This is a genomic window from Delftia sp. HK171 (assembly GCF_001886655.1).
In the GTDB taxonomy this organism is placed as follows: Bacteria; Pseudomonadota; Gammaproteobacteria; order Burkholderiales; family Burkholderiaceae_C; genus Comamonas; species Comamonas acidovorans.
This window is the reverse complement of sequence record NZ_CP018101.1, coordinates 4,685,012-4,699,280: the sequence shown is the minus strand read 5'-3', so window position 1 is coordinate 4,699,280 and position 14,269 is coordinate 4,685,012. Positions and strand designations below refer to the sequence as shown.

At 69.3% G+C, this 14,269-nt stretch carries 12 protein-coding genes; 7 read left to right on the top strand and 5 right to left on the bottom strand.

Annotated features, from left to right (window positions below; translation table 11 throughout):
* Nucleotides 1-25: 25 nt before the first annotated feature.
* Nucleotides 26-910 (top strand): amidohydrolase family protein, encoded by an 885-nt coding sequence (locus BO996_RS21025; protein WP_071956328.1) that lies wholly within the window; start codon nt 26-28, stop codon nt 908-910.
* Nucleotides 911-936: 26 nt separating this feature from the next.
* On the top strand, nt 937-1,932 hold the full coding sequence (locus BO996_RS21020; RefSeq protein ID WP_071956327.1) for a tripartite tricarboxylate transporter substrate binding protein: 996 nt from the start codon (nt 937-939) through the stop codon (nt 1,930-1,932).
* Nucleotides 1,933-1,957: 25 nt separating this feature from the next.
* On the opposite strand, the gene BO996_RS21015 is transcribed toward BO996_RS21020, so the two are convergent.
* Both BO996_RS21015 and BO996_RS21010 read right to left on the bottom strand, forming a co-directional pair.
* Nucleotides 1,958-3,589 (bottom strand): gamma-glutamyltransferase family protein, encoded by a 1,632-nt coding sequence (locus BO996_RS21015; protein ID WP_043822809.1) that lies wholly within the window; start codon nt 3,587-3,589, stop codon nt 1,958-1,960.
* A 13-nt stretch (nt 3,590-3,602) separates the two neighbouring features.
* Entirely contained in the window at nt 3,603-4,592 is a 990-nt protein-coding gene (locus tag BO996_RS21010) for a Bug family tripartite tricarboxylate transporter substrate binding protein (protein WP_013801719.1), read from the bottom strand.
* Between the two features lie 132 nt (nt 4,593-4,724).
* Here BO996_RS21010 and BO996_RS21005 point away from each other — a divergent pair, with 132 nt between their 5' ends.
* Complete coding sequence (locus tag BO996_RS21005; RefSeq protein ID WP_065345097.1) at nt 4,725-5,609, top strand: LysR family transcriptional regulator; 885 nt, start codon at nt 4,725-4,727, stop codon at nt 5,607-5,609.
* Nucleotides 5,610-5,645: 36 nt separating this feature from the next.
* Here BO996_RS21005 and BO996_RS21000 read toward each other — a convergent pair whose 3' ends face one another.
* Nucleotides 5,646-6,029, bottom strand: a complete 384-nt coding sequence (locus tag BO996_RS21000; protein WP_034395446.1) for a tautomerase family protein — start codon at nt 6,027-6,029, stop codon at nt 5,646-5,648.
* A gap of 130 nt (nt 6,030-6,159) precedes the next feature.
* Here BO996_RS21000 and BO996_RS20995 point away from each other — a divergent pair, with 130 nt between their 5' ends.
* The 3 genes from BO996_RS20995 (at nt 6,160) to BO996_RS20985 (ending at nt 9,463) form a co-directional block, all read left to right on the top strand.
* Entirely contained in the window at nt 6,160-7,017 is an 858-nt protein-coding gene (locus tag BO996_RS20995) for a LysR family transcriptional regulator (RefSeq protein WP_013801722.1), read from the top strand.
* A 411-nt stretch (nt 7,018-7,428) separates the two neighbouring features.
* Nucleotides 7,429-8,283: an RNA ligase family protein gene (locus BO996_RS20990; protein ID WP_071956326.1), complete on the top strand. Its 855-nt coding sequence runs from the start codon at nt 7,429-7,431 to the stop codon at nt 8,281-8,283.
* A gap of 34 nt (nt 8,284-8,317) precedes the next feature.
* Nucleotides 8,318-9,463: an AAA family ATPase gene (locus BO996_RS20985; RefSeq protein WP_071956325.1), complete on the top strand. Its 1,146-nt coding sequence runs from the start codon at nt 8,318-8,320 to the stop codon at nt 9,461-9,463.
* 31 nt (nt 9,464-9,494) lie between these two features.
* On the opposite strand, the gene BO996_RS20980 is transcribed toward BO996_RS20985, so the two are convergent.
* Both BO996_RS20980 and BO996_RS20975 read right to left on the bottom strand, forming a co-directional pair.
* Nucleotides 9,495-10,478: a Bug family tripartite tricarboxylate transporter substrate binding protein gene (locus BO996_RS20980; RefSeq protein ID WP_071956324.1), complete on the bottom strand. Its 984-nt coding sequence runs from the start codon at nt 10,476-10,478 to the stop codon at nt 9,495-9,497.
* 57 nt (nt 10,479-10,535) lie between these two features.
* Entirely contained in the window at nt 10,536-11,540 is a 1,005-nt protein-coding gene (locus tag BO996_RS20975) for a Bug family tripartite tricarboxylate transporter substrate binding protein (protein ID WP_198041253.1), read from the bottom strand.
* A 97-nt stretch (nt 11,541-11,637) separates the two neighbouring features.
* Here BO996_RS20975 and BO996_RS20970 point away from each other — a divergent pair, with 97 nt between their 5' ends.
* A complete protein-coding gene (locus BO996_RS20970) occupies nt 11,638-14,253 on the top strand; it encodes an aconitate hydratase AcnA (protein ID WP_071956323.1) in 2,616 nt (871 codons plus the stop codon).
* Nucleotides 14,254-14,269: the final 16 nt, after the last annotated feature.

Here is a 14,269-nt window from a genome sequence, read left to right as displayed (position 1 = left end):
TGCACCAGCTTTGAAATGAATGCCCATGAATTCACCCAGTTTCAACCGCTGTGCCGGTGATTGCGACACAGCAGAAAATCCAGCGGAACAATATCTGTTTCCAGAAAATTCCTGCGATACCCATTTCCATGTATTTGGTCGTTCCGATGATTTTCCGTTGATTGCGGAGCGCGCCTATACACCGGCTGTCGCGTCCATGGACGGTTATTGGAAAGCCTTTCGCCCATTGGGCGTGGACCGTTGCGTTCTGGTCCAGCCCAGCGTGTATGGCCGCGATCACGGCCTTCTCAAGCAGACGCTGCGCCATGCCGAGGCGGGCCGCATGCGTGGCGTGGCCGTGATCTACGAGGACACGCCGGATACAGAGATCGAAGCGCTGCACGCCCTGGGCGTGCGTGGCGCACGGTGCAATGCGCTGTTTTCGGGCGGGGTCTCCGTCTCCAGCCTGCAGGCCGTGGCCGACCGCATCCGGGGCCTGGGCTGGCATGTGCAATTGCTGGTGAACGTGGATGAAGACGCTGGCTTGGCGCAGCGCGTGGCCGACATGGGCGTGGCCGTGGTGGTGGATCACTTCGGCCACCCGTCGCGCCAGCTGGGCGCCGGCGGGCCGGGCAGCCGCAATCTGCAGGCGCTGATGAAGGAAGGCCGGGCCTGGGTGAAGTTCTCGGGCGCCTACCGGATATCGGCAACGGCATCGGCCGTGGACCCGGCCGTGGTTCCCATTGCACATGCCCTGGTGCAGGCCAATCCGCACCGGATCGTATGGGGGTCGGATTGGCCGCATCCCGGAATAAAGGCCCGTTCGAATTCCGCTGGCGAATTGGCGCGGGCACTGGTGGATTGGGTTCCAGAAGAATACAGGCACACGGTATTGGTCGATAACCCCGCGCGCCTGTATTGGGGTCATTGATTTTCAAATAGCAGGAGACAGAGAAAATGAATCGAATCACATCGGGCCGCAGAGGCTTTATCCGCACGGCGGTATCTTTCGCGGCGCTGGCTGCGGCATCGGCTGCATCGGCAGTGCAGGCGCGCCCATTTCCGGCCAAGCCGCTCACGCTGGTCGTGCCCTTTGCGCCGGGCGGCAACGTGGACATCGTGGCCCGCACGCTGGGCATTCCGCTGGCCCGGCATGCGGGGCAGTCCGTGATCGTGGACAACCGTGCGGGCGGCGGTGGTGCCGTGGGTTCGGGCTGGGTGGCGCGCGCCGAGCCGGACGGGCATACGCTGCTGGTGGCCACGCCGGGCCAGTTGGGCACCTTGCCCGAGATGATCAAGCTGCCCTACCGCGCCGACAGCTTTGCGCCCATTGCGGTGGTCAGCCGCACGCCCGTGGTCGTGGTGGTGCGCGCCAACGACGCGCGCTTCAAGACCGCTGCCGATTTCATCAAGGCGATGAAGGCCAGGGATGGCAGCGTGACCGTGGGCCATGCCGGCCCGGGCTCGCCCAATCACCTGGCCGTGCTGCAGCTGGAAGATGCCGTGAAGGTGCGCGTCAATCCCGTGCCCTACAAGGGATCGGGGCCGGCCCTGGTCGATCTGATCGGCGGGCAGATCGACGCCGTGGTGGACCAGATCACCAGCTCCACGCCGCATATCAAGAGCGGCGCCCTGCGCGCGCTGTTCGTGCTGGGGCCGCGCGCCGGGGGCGGGCTGGCCGATGTGCCCGACCTGGCCCAGCTGGGCCTGCCGGTGTTCGATGCCACCACCTTCGTGGGCGTGTTCGCGCCCAAGGGTGCGCCCACGGCCAGCGTGGACAGCCTGTATGGCTGGATCTCCCAGTCTGTGGCCGACCCGGAGTTCAGCCGCCTGATCCGCGAACTGGGCAGCGAGCCCTTCCCGGCCAGCGCGGCCGTGCTGCAGCGCCTGGTCAGCGAAGAAGCCGCGCTGGCGGCGCGGCTGACCCGGCAGGGGCGTCTGCGCGCGGAGTAGCCGCCGCGCGCACTTTCCCGATCCTCTAGTACCCGGCCGCCAGCCCGTCGCGGCGCGGGTCGCTGGCGATCTGATAGCCCTCCACGGCGGGATCGCCCATGCGCCAGATGAACTGGCCGGCGCCGAAGTCCTGGTAGGGGTCGTGGATGACCTCCACCTGGTGGCCCAGCGCCTGCAGGCCGGCGATGGTGGCCGGCTCCATGCCGCCTTCCACGTTGATGGCCAGGCCTTCGTTGACGCGCCAGCGCGGCGCATCGCAGGCCGCCTGGGGCGACTGGCGGTAGTCCAGCATGCGCACCACAGTCTGCATGTGGCCCTGGGGCTGCATGTTGCCGCCCATGACGCCGAAGCTCATCACGGGCTGGCCGTCGCGGGTCAGGAAGGCCGGAATGATGGTGTGGAAGGGGCGCTTGCCCGGGCCCACCAGGTTGGCGCGGTTGGGATGCTGGGGGTCGGTGCCGAAGCCGTGGCCGCGGTTTTGCAGGCTGATGCCGAAGGTCGGCTCCACCACGCCCGAGCCAAAGCCCGAGAAGTTGCTCTGGATGAAGCTGACCATCATGCCGTTCTCGTCGGCCGCCGTCAGGTAGATGGTGCCGCCGCGCACGGGGTTGCCGGCCTTGAAGTCCTGCGCACGGCGCGGATCGATGAGCCTGGCGCGCGAGGCCAGGTAGGCGTCGTCGAGCATCTGTGCGGGCGTCACCTCCATGTCCGCGTCGGCCACGTAGCGGTAGATGTCGGCAAAGGCCAGCTTCATGGCCTCGATCTGCAGATGCTGGGAGGCCACGCCATCCACGGGCAGGCTGGCCAGGTCGAAGTTGGACAGAATGCCCAGCGCGATCTGCGCGGCAATGCCTTGCCCGCCCGGCGGGATCTCGTGCAGCGTGTGGCCGCGGTAGTCCTTGGCCAGCGGCTGCACCCATTGCACCTCGTGCGCGGCCATGTCGGCCATGCCCAGGCAGCCGCCGTGCTGCTGCACGAACGAGGTCACGGCCCGGGCAATCTCGCCTTCATAAAAGGCCTTGCCGCGCGTGGCGCCAATGGCGCGCAGGGCGCGCGCTGCGGCGGGAAAGCGGAACAGCTCGCCCACTTCCGGCGCGCGGCCCCGGGGCAGGAAGCTTTCCCTGAACCCCGGCTGCGATTGCAGCTCGGGCGCGCCTGCGGCCCATTTCTGCTGGACCACGGGCGGCACCAGGTAGCCGCGCTCGGCGATCTCGGCGGCCGGCTCCATCAGCGCGTCAAAGGGCAGCTTGCCGAAGCGCTCGTGCAGGGCCACCCAGGCGCTGACGGCGCCCGGCACGGTGATGGAGTCCACGCCCCGGCGCGGCGGCTTGTCCTGGCGGCCATAGCGCTGGTGGAAGTACTCGGGCGCCCAGCCCTGCGGTGCGCGGCCGCTGGCGTTGAGCCCGTGCAGCTCCTTGCCATCCCAGAGGATGCAGAAGGCGTCCGAGCCCAGGCCGTTGCTCACCGGCTCGACGATGGTCATGGCCGCCGCCGCCGCAATGGCCGCGTCCACCGCGTTGCCGCCTGCCCACAGCATGCGCAGGCCGGCCTGCGCCGCCAGCGGGTGTGATGTGGACACGGCATTGCGCGCGAACACGGGCACCCGCCTGGAGTCGTAGGGGTTGCCGGGAGTGAAGGGAGAGGAAGAGGCGTGCATGAAAGAACCTGCCTCAGTCGGCGGTGATGCCCATGGTCTTCACGTCGCGGCTCCAGCGCGTCAGCTCGCGGTCGATCTGCTGCTTGAAGGACTTGGGGTCGCTGGTCTCGGGGTCCAGGCCCTGGGCCTCGAACTGGGCCTGCACTTCGGGGCGCTCCATGATCTTGCGCACTTCCTGGGCCAGCCGCTCGACGATGGCCGGGTCCGTGCCGCCCGTGGTGAACAGGCCGTACCAGGACGTGAAGGCATAGCCGGGCAGGCCGGCCTCGGCGACGGTGGGCACGTTGGGCAGGTTCTTGACGCGCTGCTTCGTGGTCACGGCCAGGATGCGGGTCTGGCCGGTCTTGGCCGAGGTGATGGCGGGCGGAATGCCCGAGAAAATGGCCTGCACCTGGCCACCCGACACATCGGTGATGGCCGGGCCGTTGCCGCGGTAGGGCACGTGCACCAGGTTCACGCCGGCCTGCTGCGCGAACAGCGCGCCGGCCAGGTGCAGGGTGGAGCCGTTGCCCGACGATGCGTAGTTGATGCTGCCCGGCGCCTTGCGCGCGGCCTCGATCATTTCCTGCACCGTCTTGTAGGGCAGGGCGGCGTTCACCAGCAGCGCGTTGCCGGACTCGGCCACCAGGGTGATGGGCTCCAGGTCCTTGCGCGGGTCGAACGACAGCTTCTTGGCCAGCACGGGCGCCACGGTGTTGCTGCCGATGGAGCCCAGCAGCAGCGTGTAGCCGTTCTTGGGCGCCTTGGCCACCACTTCGCTGGCGATCAGGCCGCCCGCGCCGCCGCGGTTCTCCACCACCACGCTCTGGCCCAGGCGCTGCTGCAGCTCCTTGGCCAGGATGCGGGCCACGATGTCGTTGGCGCCGCCGGCGGCAAAGCCCACCATGATCTTCAGCGGCTGCGAGGGCCAGGCATCGGCGGCGGGCGCGGCCCAGCCGGGCGTGGCGCAGGTCAACAGGGCGGCGCAGCAGACAAGCAGGCGGCGGGACACGGGTGCAGGCATGGAGATCTCCAGAAATCCGGGAAGTGGGAGGGGGCGATCAGGACGATCGGCTATCGGTTGCCAGCGATTTTGATGATAGAAACTGTTTGGTGAAAGCTGGAATTTCTTACGAATCTTGAAAGTAAAACTTTTATGCCAAGCCTGCGCATTCTTCGCACTTTTCTGGCCGTGGCGGCCGAGGGCTCCTTCACCGCGGCAGGCCAGCGCGTGGCGCTGACCCAGGTGGCCGTGGGGCTGCAGATGCGCACGCTGGAAAACGACCTCAAGCGCAAGCTCTTCGCGCGCCAGGGCAAGCTGGTCACGCTCAATGAGCAGGGCCGGGCGCTGGTGCCCATAGCAACCCAGCTGGTGGCGCTGTACGAGCAGGCCAAGCACGGCACGCGGGCCGACGCACCGCTGGCCGGCACCGTGCAGTTCGGCTCCATCGTCTCGGCGCTGAGCCAGCTGGTGCGCGCCACGCTGGAGCTCAAGCGCCACCATCCGGCGGTGGACCTGCATGTGGTCTCGGGCAAGTCCAACCGGCTGATCGCCCAGGTGGAGAACCATGAGCTGGACGCGGCCGTAGTGGTCTACAACCCGGCCATCAAGCGCCCCTCGCTGGTCTGGACACCGCTGTATGCCGAGCCCATGGTGCTGCTGGCGCCGCGCGCCGCCCGGTCCGCGGCGCCAGCCGACATGGTGGAGCGCTATCCCTTCATCCGCTTCGACCGCACCGAGCACACGGGCGAGCTGGTGGAGCGCACGCTGCGCCGCCTGCGGGCCAAGCCCCAGGAGTTCCTGGAGCTCAACTCCATCGAGACCATCGTGGAGCTGGTGCGCGACGGCATGGGCGTGGCCATGCTGCCCAATCTGGCGCGGCATGGCTGGGAGGGCGACCCGCGCCTGCGCGTGCTGCCCATTGCCCAGACGGCCGAGAGCCGGCAGATCGCCCTGGTGCAGCTGCGCACGGCGGCGCGCGCCGAGATCATCACCGCCGTGGGCCAGCAATTCGTGGCGGCGCTGGCGGTGCCGGCCTGACCGCGGCGCTGTGGGTGTTGCGCCGATCCGCGTGTCTTAAGTTGCGTATTGTGCGAGCCCGTGGCCCATGGACCAGTTCTCCTTGTCCACCTCGACCAGGTTGACGAACACGTCCTCGGGCCGCAGGCCGGGGCTTTCGACCAGCAGCTCGGCGATGCGGCTGAACAGCGCCTTTTTCTGCTCCAGGCTGCGGGTGTTGCTGACCGTGAGCTGCACCAGCACCAGATCGTCGCTGCGCGCCACTCCCAGGTAGGAGGCGCCGTAGCGGAAGTTGTCGCCGTCATGCTCGGTGATGGTCATGAACTGGTCGTCCTCCGGCACGTTGAAGGTCTCGCGCATGGCGCGGTAGAGGCTGTCGCAGATGGCCTGGCGGTAGGCGGGGGACTTGCCGGCGCGCATGTTGATCCGGGTCATGGGCATGGTGTGGCTCCTTTGCGTTGCGTTGAATTGCGTTGAATTGCGTTGCTTTGCGTTGTGGGAGCCTCGAAGGTAGGCCGTGCCAGCTATTTTGAAAAGCCATGATTGCTGATATCAGTAATAATGAATTGCAATGATTCAACGACCCCTTGACCTGGATGCCGTGCAGAGCTTCGTGCACATCGCGGAGCTGGGCAGCTTCACGCGCGCGGCCGAAGCCATGCAGACCACGCAGGCCGCCGTCAGCCTCAAGCTCAAGCGGCTGGAGCAGCGGCTGGGCTGCCGGCTGGTCGAGCGCACGCCGCGCCACGTGCAGCTGTCGGCGCTGGGTGCCGACTTCCTGCCCCATGCGCGCGAACTGCTGCAGGCCCATGAGCGCGCACTGGCGCTGGCCGTCAGCACGCGCCAGCGGCTGACCATCGGCATCAGCGACCACGTGGCCGGGCCTGAGCTGCCGGCACTGATCGCCCGCATGAATGCGCAGGACCCGCAGCTGCTGATCGACATCCGCATCGCATCGTCCGGCCCGCTGCTGCAGGGGTTCGACCGGCGCGAGTACGACACGGTGATCGTTCGCACGCATGCCGGGCGTGACGACGGCGAGCTGCTGGCCGAGGAGCCCTTCGGATGGTTTGCCGCGCCCGGCTGGCAGCACCGCGCGGGCGAGCCCCTGCCGCTGGCCACGCTGGCCGAGCCCTGCGGCGTGCGCGCCATGGCCGGGCAACTGCTGGATTCGGCGCGCATGCCGTGGACCGAGGTGTTCGTGGGCGGCGGCGTGGCCGCTGTCTCGGCCGCCGTCATGGCGGGGCTGGGCGTGGCCGCGCTGGCGCCGCGCATGCTGGCCCTGGGCGCCGTGGACGTGGGCCCGCGCCTGGGCCTGCCCACGCTGCCGCGCCTGCCCGTGCTGCTGCACACCCGCGTGCGCGAAGGCCGGCCGCGCGCGGCGCTGGATGCGCTGGGCGCCGCCTTCAAGTCTGCCGTGCGTGGCTAGCAGCCAACAATCGGCCCGGCATGGTGCGCAGCCGCTTGTGCCTGCGGGGCAACGGGCGATAGACTCGCACCCCTCCCATCCACCCTCACCCTTTCGAGGTGCACCATGCCCCGCCGCACAGCTTCCTGCTGAACGACTTCGTCACACGCTGATCCTGGCCTTGCCCCGGATGTCTTTTGCGTGTGCGCTGCGGTGCGTGGCCTTTTGAGGGCTTGCGGCTGACCGTCCGGTTTGCGGACGGCGCCGACAGTCCTGCCATCTTCCCCTTCGACAGCCTGCCGGCCCGGCCACCACGGGCCAGGCCGCGCTGTCGCTGCATCCCCTGCATTGCGGCGCCTGGCGTCGTCGTCGGCTTTTCCCGCCCCATGGCATGTCGCCGTGGGGTGCTGCATCGTTTTCGGAAAGCACGACATGACCCCATCCATTGCCCAAGGCGCTCACTTTCTTTCGAGCGTCGAGATCCTCAAATACCCCCGTACGCCGCACCTGCGCGGCTCGCGCCTGCAGTCCGGTGACCAGGACGACGCCGTGCCCTATGAGCGGCTGGCCGGCCGTCACATCGTCGTCGAGGAAAAACTCGACGGCGCCAACGCCGCGCTGAGCTTTGCCGGCGACGGCCAGCTGCTGCTGCAGTCGCGCGGCCACTACCTGGACAGCGAGCGGCCCGGCGGGCGCGAGCGCCAGTTCAACCTCTTCAAGCAATGGGCCCAGGCCCATGAGGGCGCGCTGCTGTCCCTGCTGGACGACCGCTACCAGGTGTTCGGCGAGTGGATGTATGCCAAGCACTCGCTGTTCTACGACGCGCTGCCGCACTGGTTCTGCGAGTTCGACATCTGGGACCGCTCGGCGCAGTGCTTCCTGGACACGCCGTGCCGCCATGCCCTGCTGGCCGGCGTGCCCGTGGTCTCGGTGCCCGTGCTCTACAGCGGGGTGGCGCCCCGGCGCATGCAGGACCTGCTGGCGCTGCTGGCCCCCTCGCTGGGCCGCAGCGCGCGCTGGCGCCAGGCCTTCGAGCAGGTGGTGGCCCGCCAGAAGCTGGACCTGCCGCTGTGCTGGCGGCAGACCGACGGCTCCGAGCTGGCCGAAGGCCTCTACCTCAAGGTGGAGGAGGGCGGCCAGACCGTGGCGCGCTACAAGTTCGTGCGGCCGGACTTCGTGCAGGTCATCCTCGACTCGGGCTCGCACCACAGCGAGCGGCCCATCGTCCCCAACGGGCTGCGCGAAGGCGCAGACATCTTTGCGGCCGATATTTCAAAAAGCTGGTGAGGCCTGCAGCGCAGGCCCATCGCAAGGAGATTTCATGACGAACTGGAAACAGATCCAGTCCCTGGTGCCGCAGCCCGGCGCCGACCCCGACTTCGCGGCCTGCCTGGCCGCCTTCCCCCAGCTGGAGCAGGCCAAAACCACGCCGCAGGACCCCGTCTATCACGCCGAAGGCGATGTCTGGACGCACACGCAGATGGTGGTGCGCGAGCTGCTGGCCGATCCCGGCCATGCGGCGCTCACCGCCACCGAGCGCGAGACGGTCTTCCTGGCCGCGCTGCTGCACGACGTGGCCAAGTGCTCGACCACCGTGGTGGGCGAGGACGGCCGCATCGGCCAGCCCGGCCATTCGCGCCGGGGTGCGCTGGATGCCCGGCTCATGCTCTGGGAAGCCGGCGCGCCCGTGGACCAGCGCGAAGCCATCTGCCGGCTGATCGCCGTGCACCAGGTGCCGTTCTTCGCCTTTGCCGATTCGCGCCGCGGCCTCTCGCCCGAGTTCATCGTGCGCGAGCTGTCCTGGCAGACGGACCTGCACCTGCTTACCCTGCTGGCGCGGGCCGACATGCGCGGGCGCATCTGCCCGGACATTGCGTCCGTGCTGGTCAACATCGAACTGGTGCGCGAGTTCGCGCTGGAGGAGGGCTGCCTGCGCACGCCACGCCGCTTTGCCTCGGCCGAGACGGCGGTGCGCTACTTCCGCGGCGCGCAGCTGCATCCCGACTATGCGCTGCACGAGCAGGCCGGCTCGCGCGCCATCGTCATGTGCGGCCTGCCGGCCAGCGGCAAGAACACCTGGGTGGCCGCCCACCATGGCGACCTGCCCGTGGTCTCTTTCGACGATGCGCGTACGGAGCTGGGCCTGCGCCACGGCCAGAACGAGGGCGCGGCCGCCCACCATGCCGTGGACAAGGCCAAGGCCCTGCTGCGCGCGGGCCAGCCCTTCGTCTGGAATGCCACCCACCTGTCGCGCCAGATGCGCGGCAAGACCGTGGACCTGTGCCTGGCCTACGGCGCCCGCGTGGAACTCGTGCACCTGGAAGCCAGCCGCCCAACCCTGCTGGCCCGCAACCGCGCGCGCGACACCACGCTGACCAACGCGGCCCTGCTCAGCCTGCTGCAGCGCTGGGACGTGCCTTTGCCTACCGAGGCGCATGCGCTGTCGTTGGTGGTCAATGAGGGGTAGGTCGGGGGTGGGGGTAGGCCCCGCCTTTCGCTCAATCCCTTCGGATTCCGCGCTCCTTCACCAGCCGGCCCCACTTGGCGGCTTCGCTGTCGATGAAGGCGGCGAACTCCTGGCTGCTGCCGCCGCCGAACTCGTTGCCCTGGGAGACGATGCGTTCCCGGACTTCCGGATGGTCCATGGCCTTGGCGAACGCCTTGTGGAGCCGGGCCACGATCTCGGGCGGCGTGCCTTTGGGCGCCACATAGCCCATCCAGTTGGAGACGGTGACCTGGGGGAAGCCGGACTCGGCGAAGGTGGGCACGTCAGGGAGCATGGCCAGGCGCTGTGCCGAGGTCACACCCAGCGCGCGGATCTTGCGCGCCTGTATGGAGGGCGCGGCCGCACCGGTCTGCTCGAACATCAGGTCCACCTGTCCCGACAGCAGGGCGGTGGCGGCGGGACCACCGCCCTTGAAGGGCACGCCGACCATGTCCAGGCCTGCCGCCGCCTCGAAAAGCTCGGCCGAGAGATGGTGCGCGCCGCCCGGCCCTGCGTTGGCGATGTTCAGCTGCCCCGGCCTGTCCTTGGCGGCCGTCACCACATCGGCCACGCTGCGATAGGGCTTGTCGGCGGGCGTGACCAGCACCAGCGGGCTTTTCTCCAGCAGGATGATGGGGACAAAGGTCTTGGGATCGAAGTTGAGCTTGGGATAGATCCAGGGATTGACGGCCAGAGGCCCGAAGCTGCCCATGGCGATGGTGTAGCCGTCGGCTGCGGCGCGGCCCACGAACTCCATTCCGATGTTGCCGCTGGCGCCGGGCTTGTTGTCCACGATCACGGGCTGGCCCAGTATCTGCGCCAGCTGCCTGGCCACGAGCCGGGTCTTGACGTCGGTGTTTCCGCCGGCCGCGAAGGGCACGACGATGGTGACGGCGCGGACCGGGTAGCCGTCGGGGGCGGTCTGGGATCGGGCCGTGGTCGAAGCCAGGACCAGTATGGCGGCGGCCGTGGCGGCCAGCGCGGGATGAAGCTGCATGTCGTCTCCTGTGGTTTTCTGAAGGGAAAGGCAAATGCCGGGAAAGGGCGCGCGCCCTCACTCGGCCACGATGCGGGCCGAGGTCACGATGGCGGCGTACCTGGCGGTCTCGGCGGCGATGAAGTCCCTGAACTGCTGCTGCGACATGGGAGCGGGCTCGCCGCCCAGTTCGCGCAGGCGCTGCGCCAGCGCGGGATCCTTGAGCGCATTGACCACCGCCGCATGCAGCCGCGCCTGGACGGCCGGCGGCGTGGAGGCGGGCGCGAAGAGGCCGAACCAGTTGTCCAGGTCGTAGGAGGCCAGGCCCGTCGACTCGGCAATGGCGGCAATGCCGGGGGCGAAGCTGGCGCGCTGCGCTGAAGTCACCGCCAGCGCCTTGACACGGCCGCTCTTGATGAAGGGCGCGGCCCCCGCGTAGCTGACGAAGGCCAGTTCGACCACGCCCGAGGACACGTCCACCAGCTGGTTGGCCGCGCCCCGGTAGGGCACGTGGTTCAGCCGGATGCCGGCCAGCGACTGCAGCAGCTCGCCATTGAGGTGCTGGGGATTGCCCACGCCGCTGGTGGCGTAGCCGAGCTTGCCGGGGCTGGCCTTGGCCAGGCGCACCAGTTCATCGATGTTGCCGGCCGGCAGGCCGGGCGAGGCCACCAGTACGTTGGGCACGCGCGTGACCAGGGTCAGGGGCGCCAGGTCGCGGGACGGCTGGTAGGGCATGCGGCCTTGGTGCACCAGCGGGGCGATGGCGGTTTCGCCGGCCGAGCCCAGCAGCAGCGTGTGGCCGTCGCCCGCCGCGCGTGCCACGGCGCCTGCGCCCAGCATGCCGCTGCCGCCGGGCCTGTTGTCCACCACCACCGGCTGCTTGAGCGTCACGCGCAGCCGCTCGGCCAGCAGCCGGGCCATGGCGTCGACGCCGCCGCCTGCCGTGAAGGGAACCACGAGAGTGATGCTGCGCTGCGGCGCGTCCTGGGCCGCAGCGGGCAGGCTGCCGATGAGGCTGATGAGGCCGGCGAGCAGCGCGGTGCCCAGGCTGCGCAGCAAGCTGCGGCGGGAGGGAGCGGACATGTCAAAACTCCTTGGCGGCCTTTTGGCCGGGGTTTCAGGGAAAGCGAGATGAGGCGTTTGATTGCATTTTAGAAATTCAAAATGCAAAATATCAGCTATGGAAAACACCGAGACCCCCTTTTCCCGCGTCCTTGAACTGGACGGAGTCCGCTACCACGCTGCCGATGTGCCGGGCGTGCTGGGCGAGTGCCTGCCGCGCCTGCCCGTGGTGCTCAGGTTGTTGCTGGAGAACGTGCTGCGCCACATGGAGGGGCAGGAAAGGGACGCTGCCGTGGCTGCCCTGCGGGCCTGGCTGGATCACGGCAGCAGCGAGGCCGAGATCGCCTTCCAGCCGGGCCGCGTGCTCATGCACGACACCACCAGCACGCCGGCGCTGGTCGACATCGCGGCCATGCGCGATGCTCTGCACGAAGAGGGCGTGGATCCGGCCGTGCTCAATCCGGTGCTGCCCGTCGACGTGTCGGTGGACCACTCGCTGGCCGTGGAGGCCTATGCAGTGCCGGGCGCCGCCCAGGCCAACCTGGAGCACGAGATACGGCGCAATGCCGAGCGCTACCGCTTCCTGCGCTGGGCTTCCAGGGCCCTGGCCCATGTGACCATCCACCCGCCCGGCACGGGGATCATGCACACCATCAACCTGGAGCAACTGGCCACCGTGGTGACCAGCGAGGAGCGCGGCGGCAGGCTCTGGGCCGTTCCCGACATGATGCTGGGCACGGACAGCCACACACCCATGGTCAACGGCATCGGCGTGCTGGGCTGGGGCGTTGGCGGGCTGGAGGCGCAGACCGTGATGTTCGGCATGCCCACCATGCTGCGCATCCCCGATGTCATCGGCGTGCGGCTGACCGGCGCGCTGCGCCCCGGCGTGCAGGCCAGCGACCTGGCCCTGGTCGCCACCCAGCGGCTGCGCGCCCTGGGCGTGGCCGGCGAGTTCGTCGAGTACTTCGGCCCCGGCGTGTCCACGCTGACGGCGGGCCAGCGCAGCGTGGTGGCCAACATGGCGCCCGAGTACGGCGCCACCACGGGCTACTTCGCGGTCGATGGCCAGACGCTTGACTACCTGCGCGCCACGGGCCGCAGCCCGCAGCGCGTCGCCCTGGTCGAGGCCTATATGCGTGCCCAGGGCCTGTGGTTCGATCCGCAGGCCCAGCCGCGCTACACACGCCAGATCGAGATCGACCTGGACGCCGTGGGCTGGCACATTGCCGGTCCGCGCCGCCCGCAGGACCTGCTCGACTATGGCGACAGCGCCCGCGCGCTGCAGGCCGTGGGCTTTGTTGCGTCCGGCGCGCAGACCGGGCTGCCGCGCCATGCCGTGGCGCTGGCCGCCATCACCAGCTGCACCAATACCTCGGACCCCGCGCTGCTGGTCGCCGCCGGGCTGGTGGCGCGCAAGGCGCGGGCGCTGGGGCTGAAGGTCCCCGCATGGGTCAAGACCTCGCTGGCACCGGGCTCGCCGGCGGCTGCCTCCTATCTGGCGCGCGCCGGGCTGCTGCAGGACCTGGAGGCCGTGGGCTTCGGCATCGTGGGCTACGGCTGCACCACCTGCATCGGCAACCCTGGCCCGCTGACGGAGCCGGTGCGCCAGGCCCAGCGCGCCGGCCAGGCCAAGGCCGTGGCCATTTTGTCGGGCAACCGGAATTTTCCGGGCCGCGTGCATCCGGACATCGAGCTGAGCTTCATCATGTCGCCGTCCCTGGTCATCGCCTTCGGCCTGGCCGGCGACGCGGCCCGCAACCTGCGCAGCGAGCCCGTGCAGCACCTGGCCGATGGCCGGCCCGTGTTCCTGGCCGACCTCATGCCCACCCGCGAGGAAGTCCAGGCGGCGCTGGCGCTGGGCCTGCACCCGCAGGACTTCGGCCGCGACTTCGCGCGGGCCACACTCAACCCGGCCTGGCATGCGCTGAAGGCGCCCGAGGGGCCGTTGTTTCCCTGGGACGCGCGGTCCACCGCGCTGCGCCGCCCGCCCTTTGCCGCGCTGTCCGAGGGCAGCCAGCTGGGCCGCTACCAGGCCCACCCGCTGCTGGTGGTGGGCGACGACATCACCACGGACCATATCTCGCCGGCCAGCGCCATCCCGCCCGACAGCCTGGTGGCCGATTTCCTGGTGGAGCGCGGCGACGACCGGGGTGATCTCAACGTCTTCGCGTCGCGGCGCGGCAACTGGGAGGTGATGGTGCGGGCGGCCTTTCACAGCAAGACGCTGAAGAACCTGCTGGCGCCCGGTGCCCCCGTGGCCCATGGCCTGCATGCGCCATCGGGCGAGATCGCGCCGCTGTGGGACATCGCGCAGCGCTACCGCAAGGCGGGCCAGTCCGTGGTGCTGGTGGCCGGCGAGCGCTACGGCACGGGCTCCTCGCGCGACTGGGCCGCCAAGGGCCAGCGCCTGCTGGGCATACGTGCCGTGCTGGCCCTGAGCTTCGAGCGCATCCACCGCTCCAACCTCATCGGCATGGGCATCGTGCCGCTGCGCTTGCCTGCGGGCATGGGGCCGCAGGAACTGGCGCTGCAGCCGGGCGACCGTATCGAGATCGATGCACCGTCCAACGCCCTGGCGCCGCGCTGCGTCGTGCCCGTGCGCATACTGCGCGGCGATGGCAGCGTGCAGGCGCTGCAGGCCACGGCCGCCGTGGAGACGCAGCTGGAGGCAGGGCTGCTGCGCAGCGGCGGCGTGATTCCTTCCATCCTGCGGCAGGCGGCCGGGCGCTGATGTGGCATGGCATGAC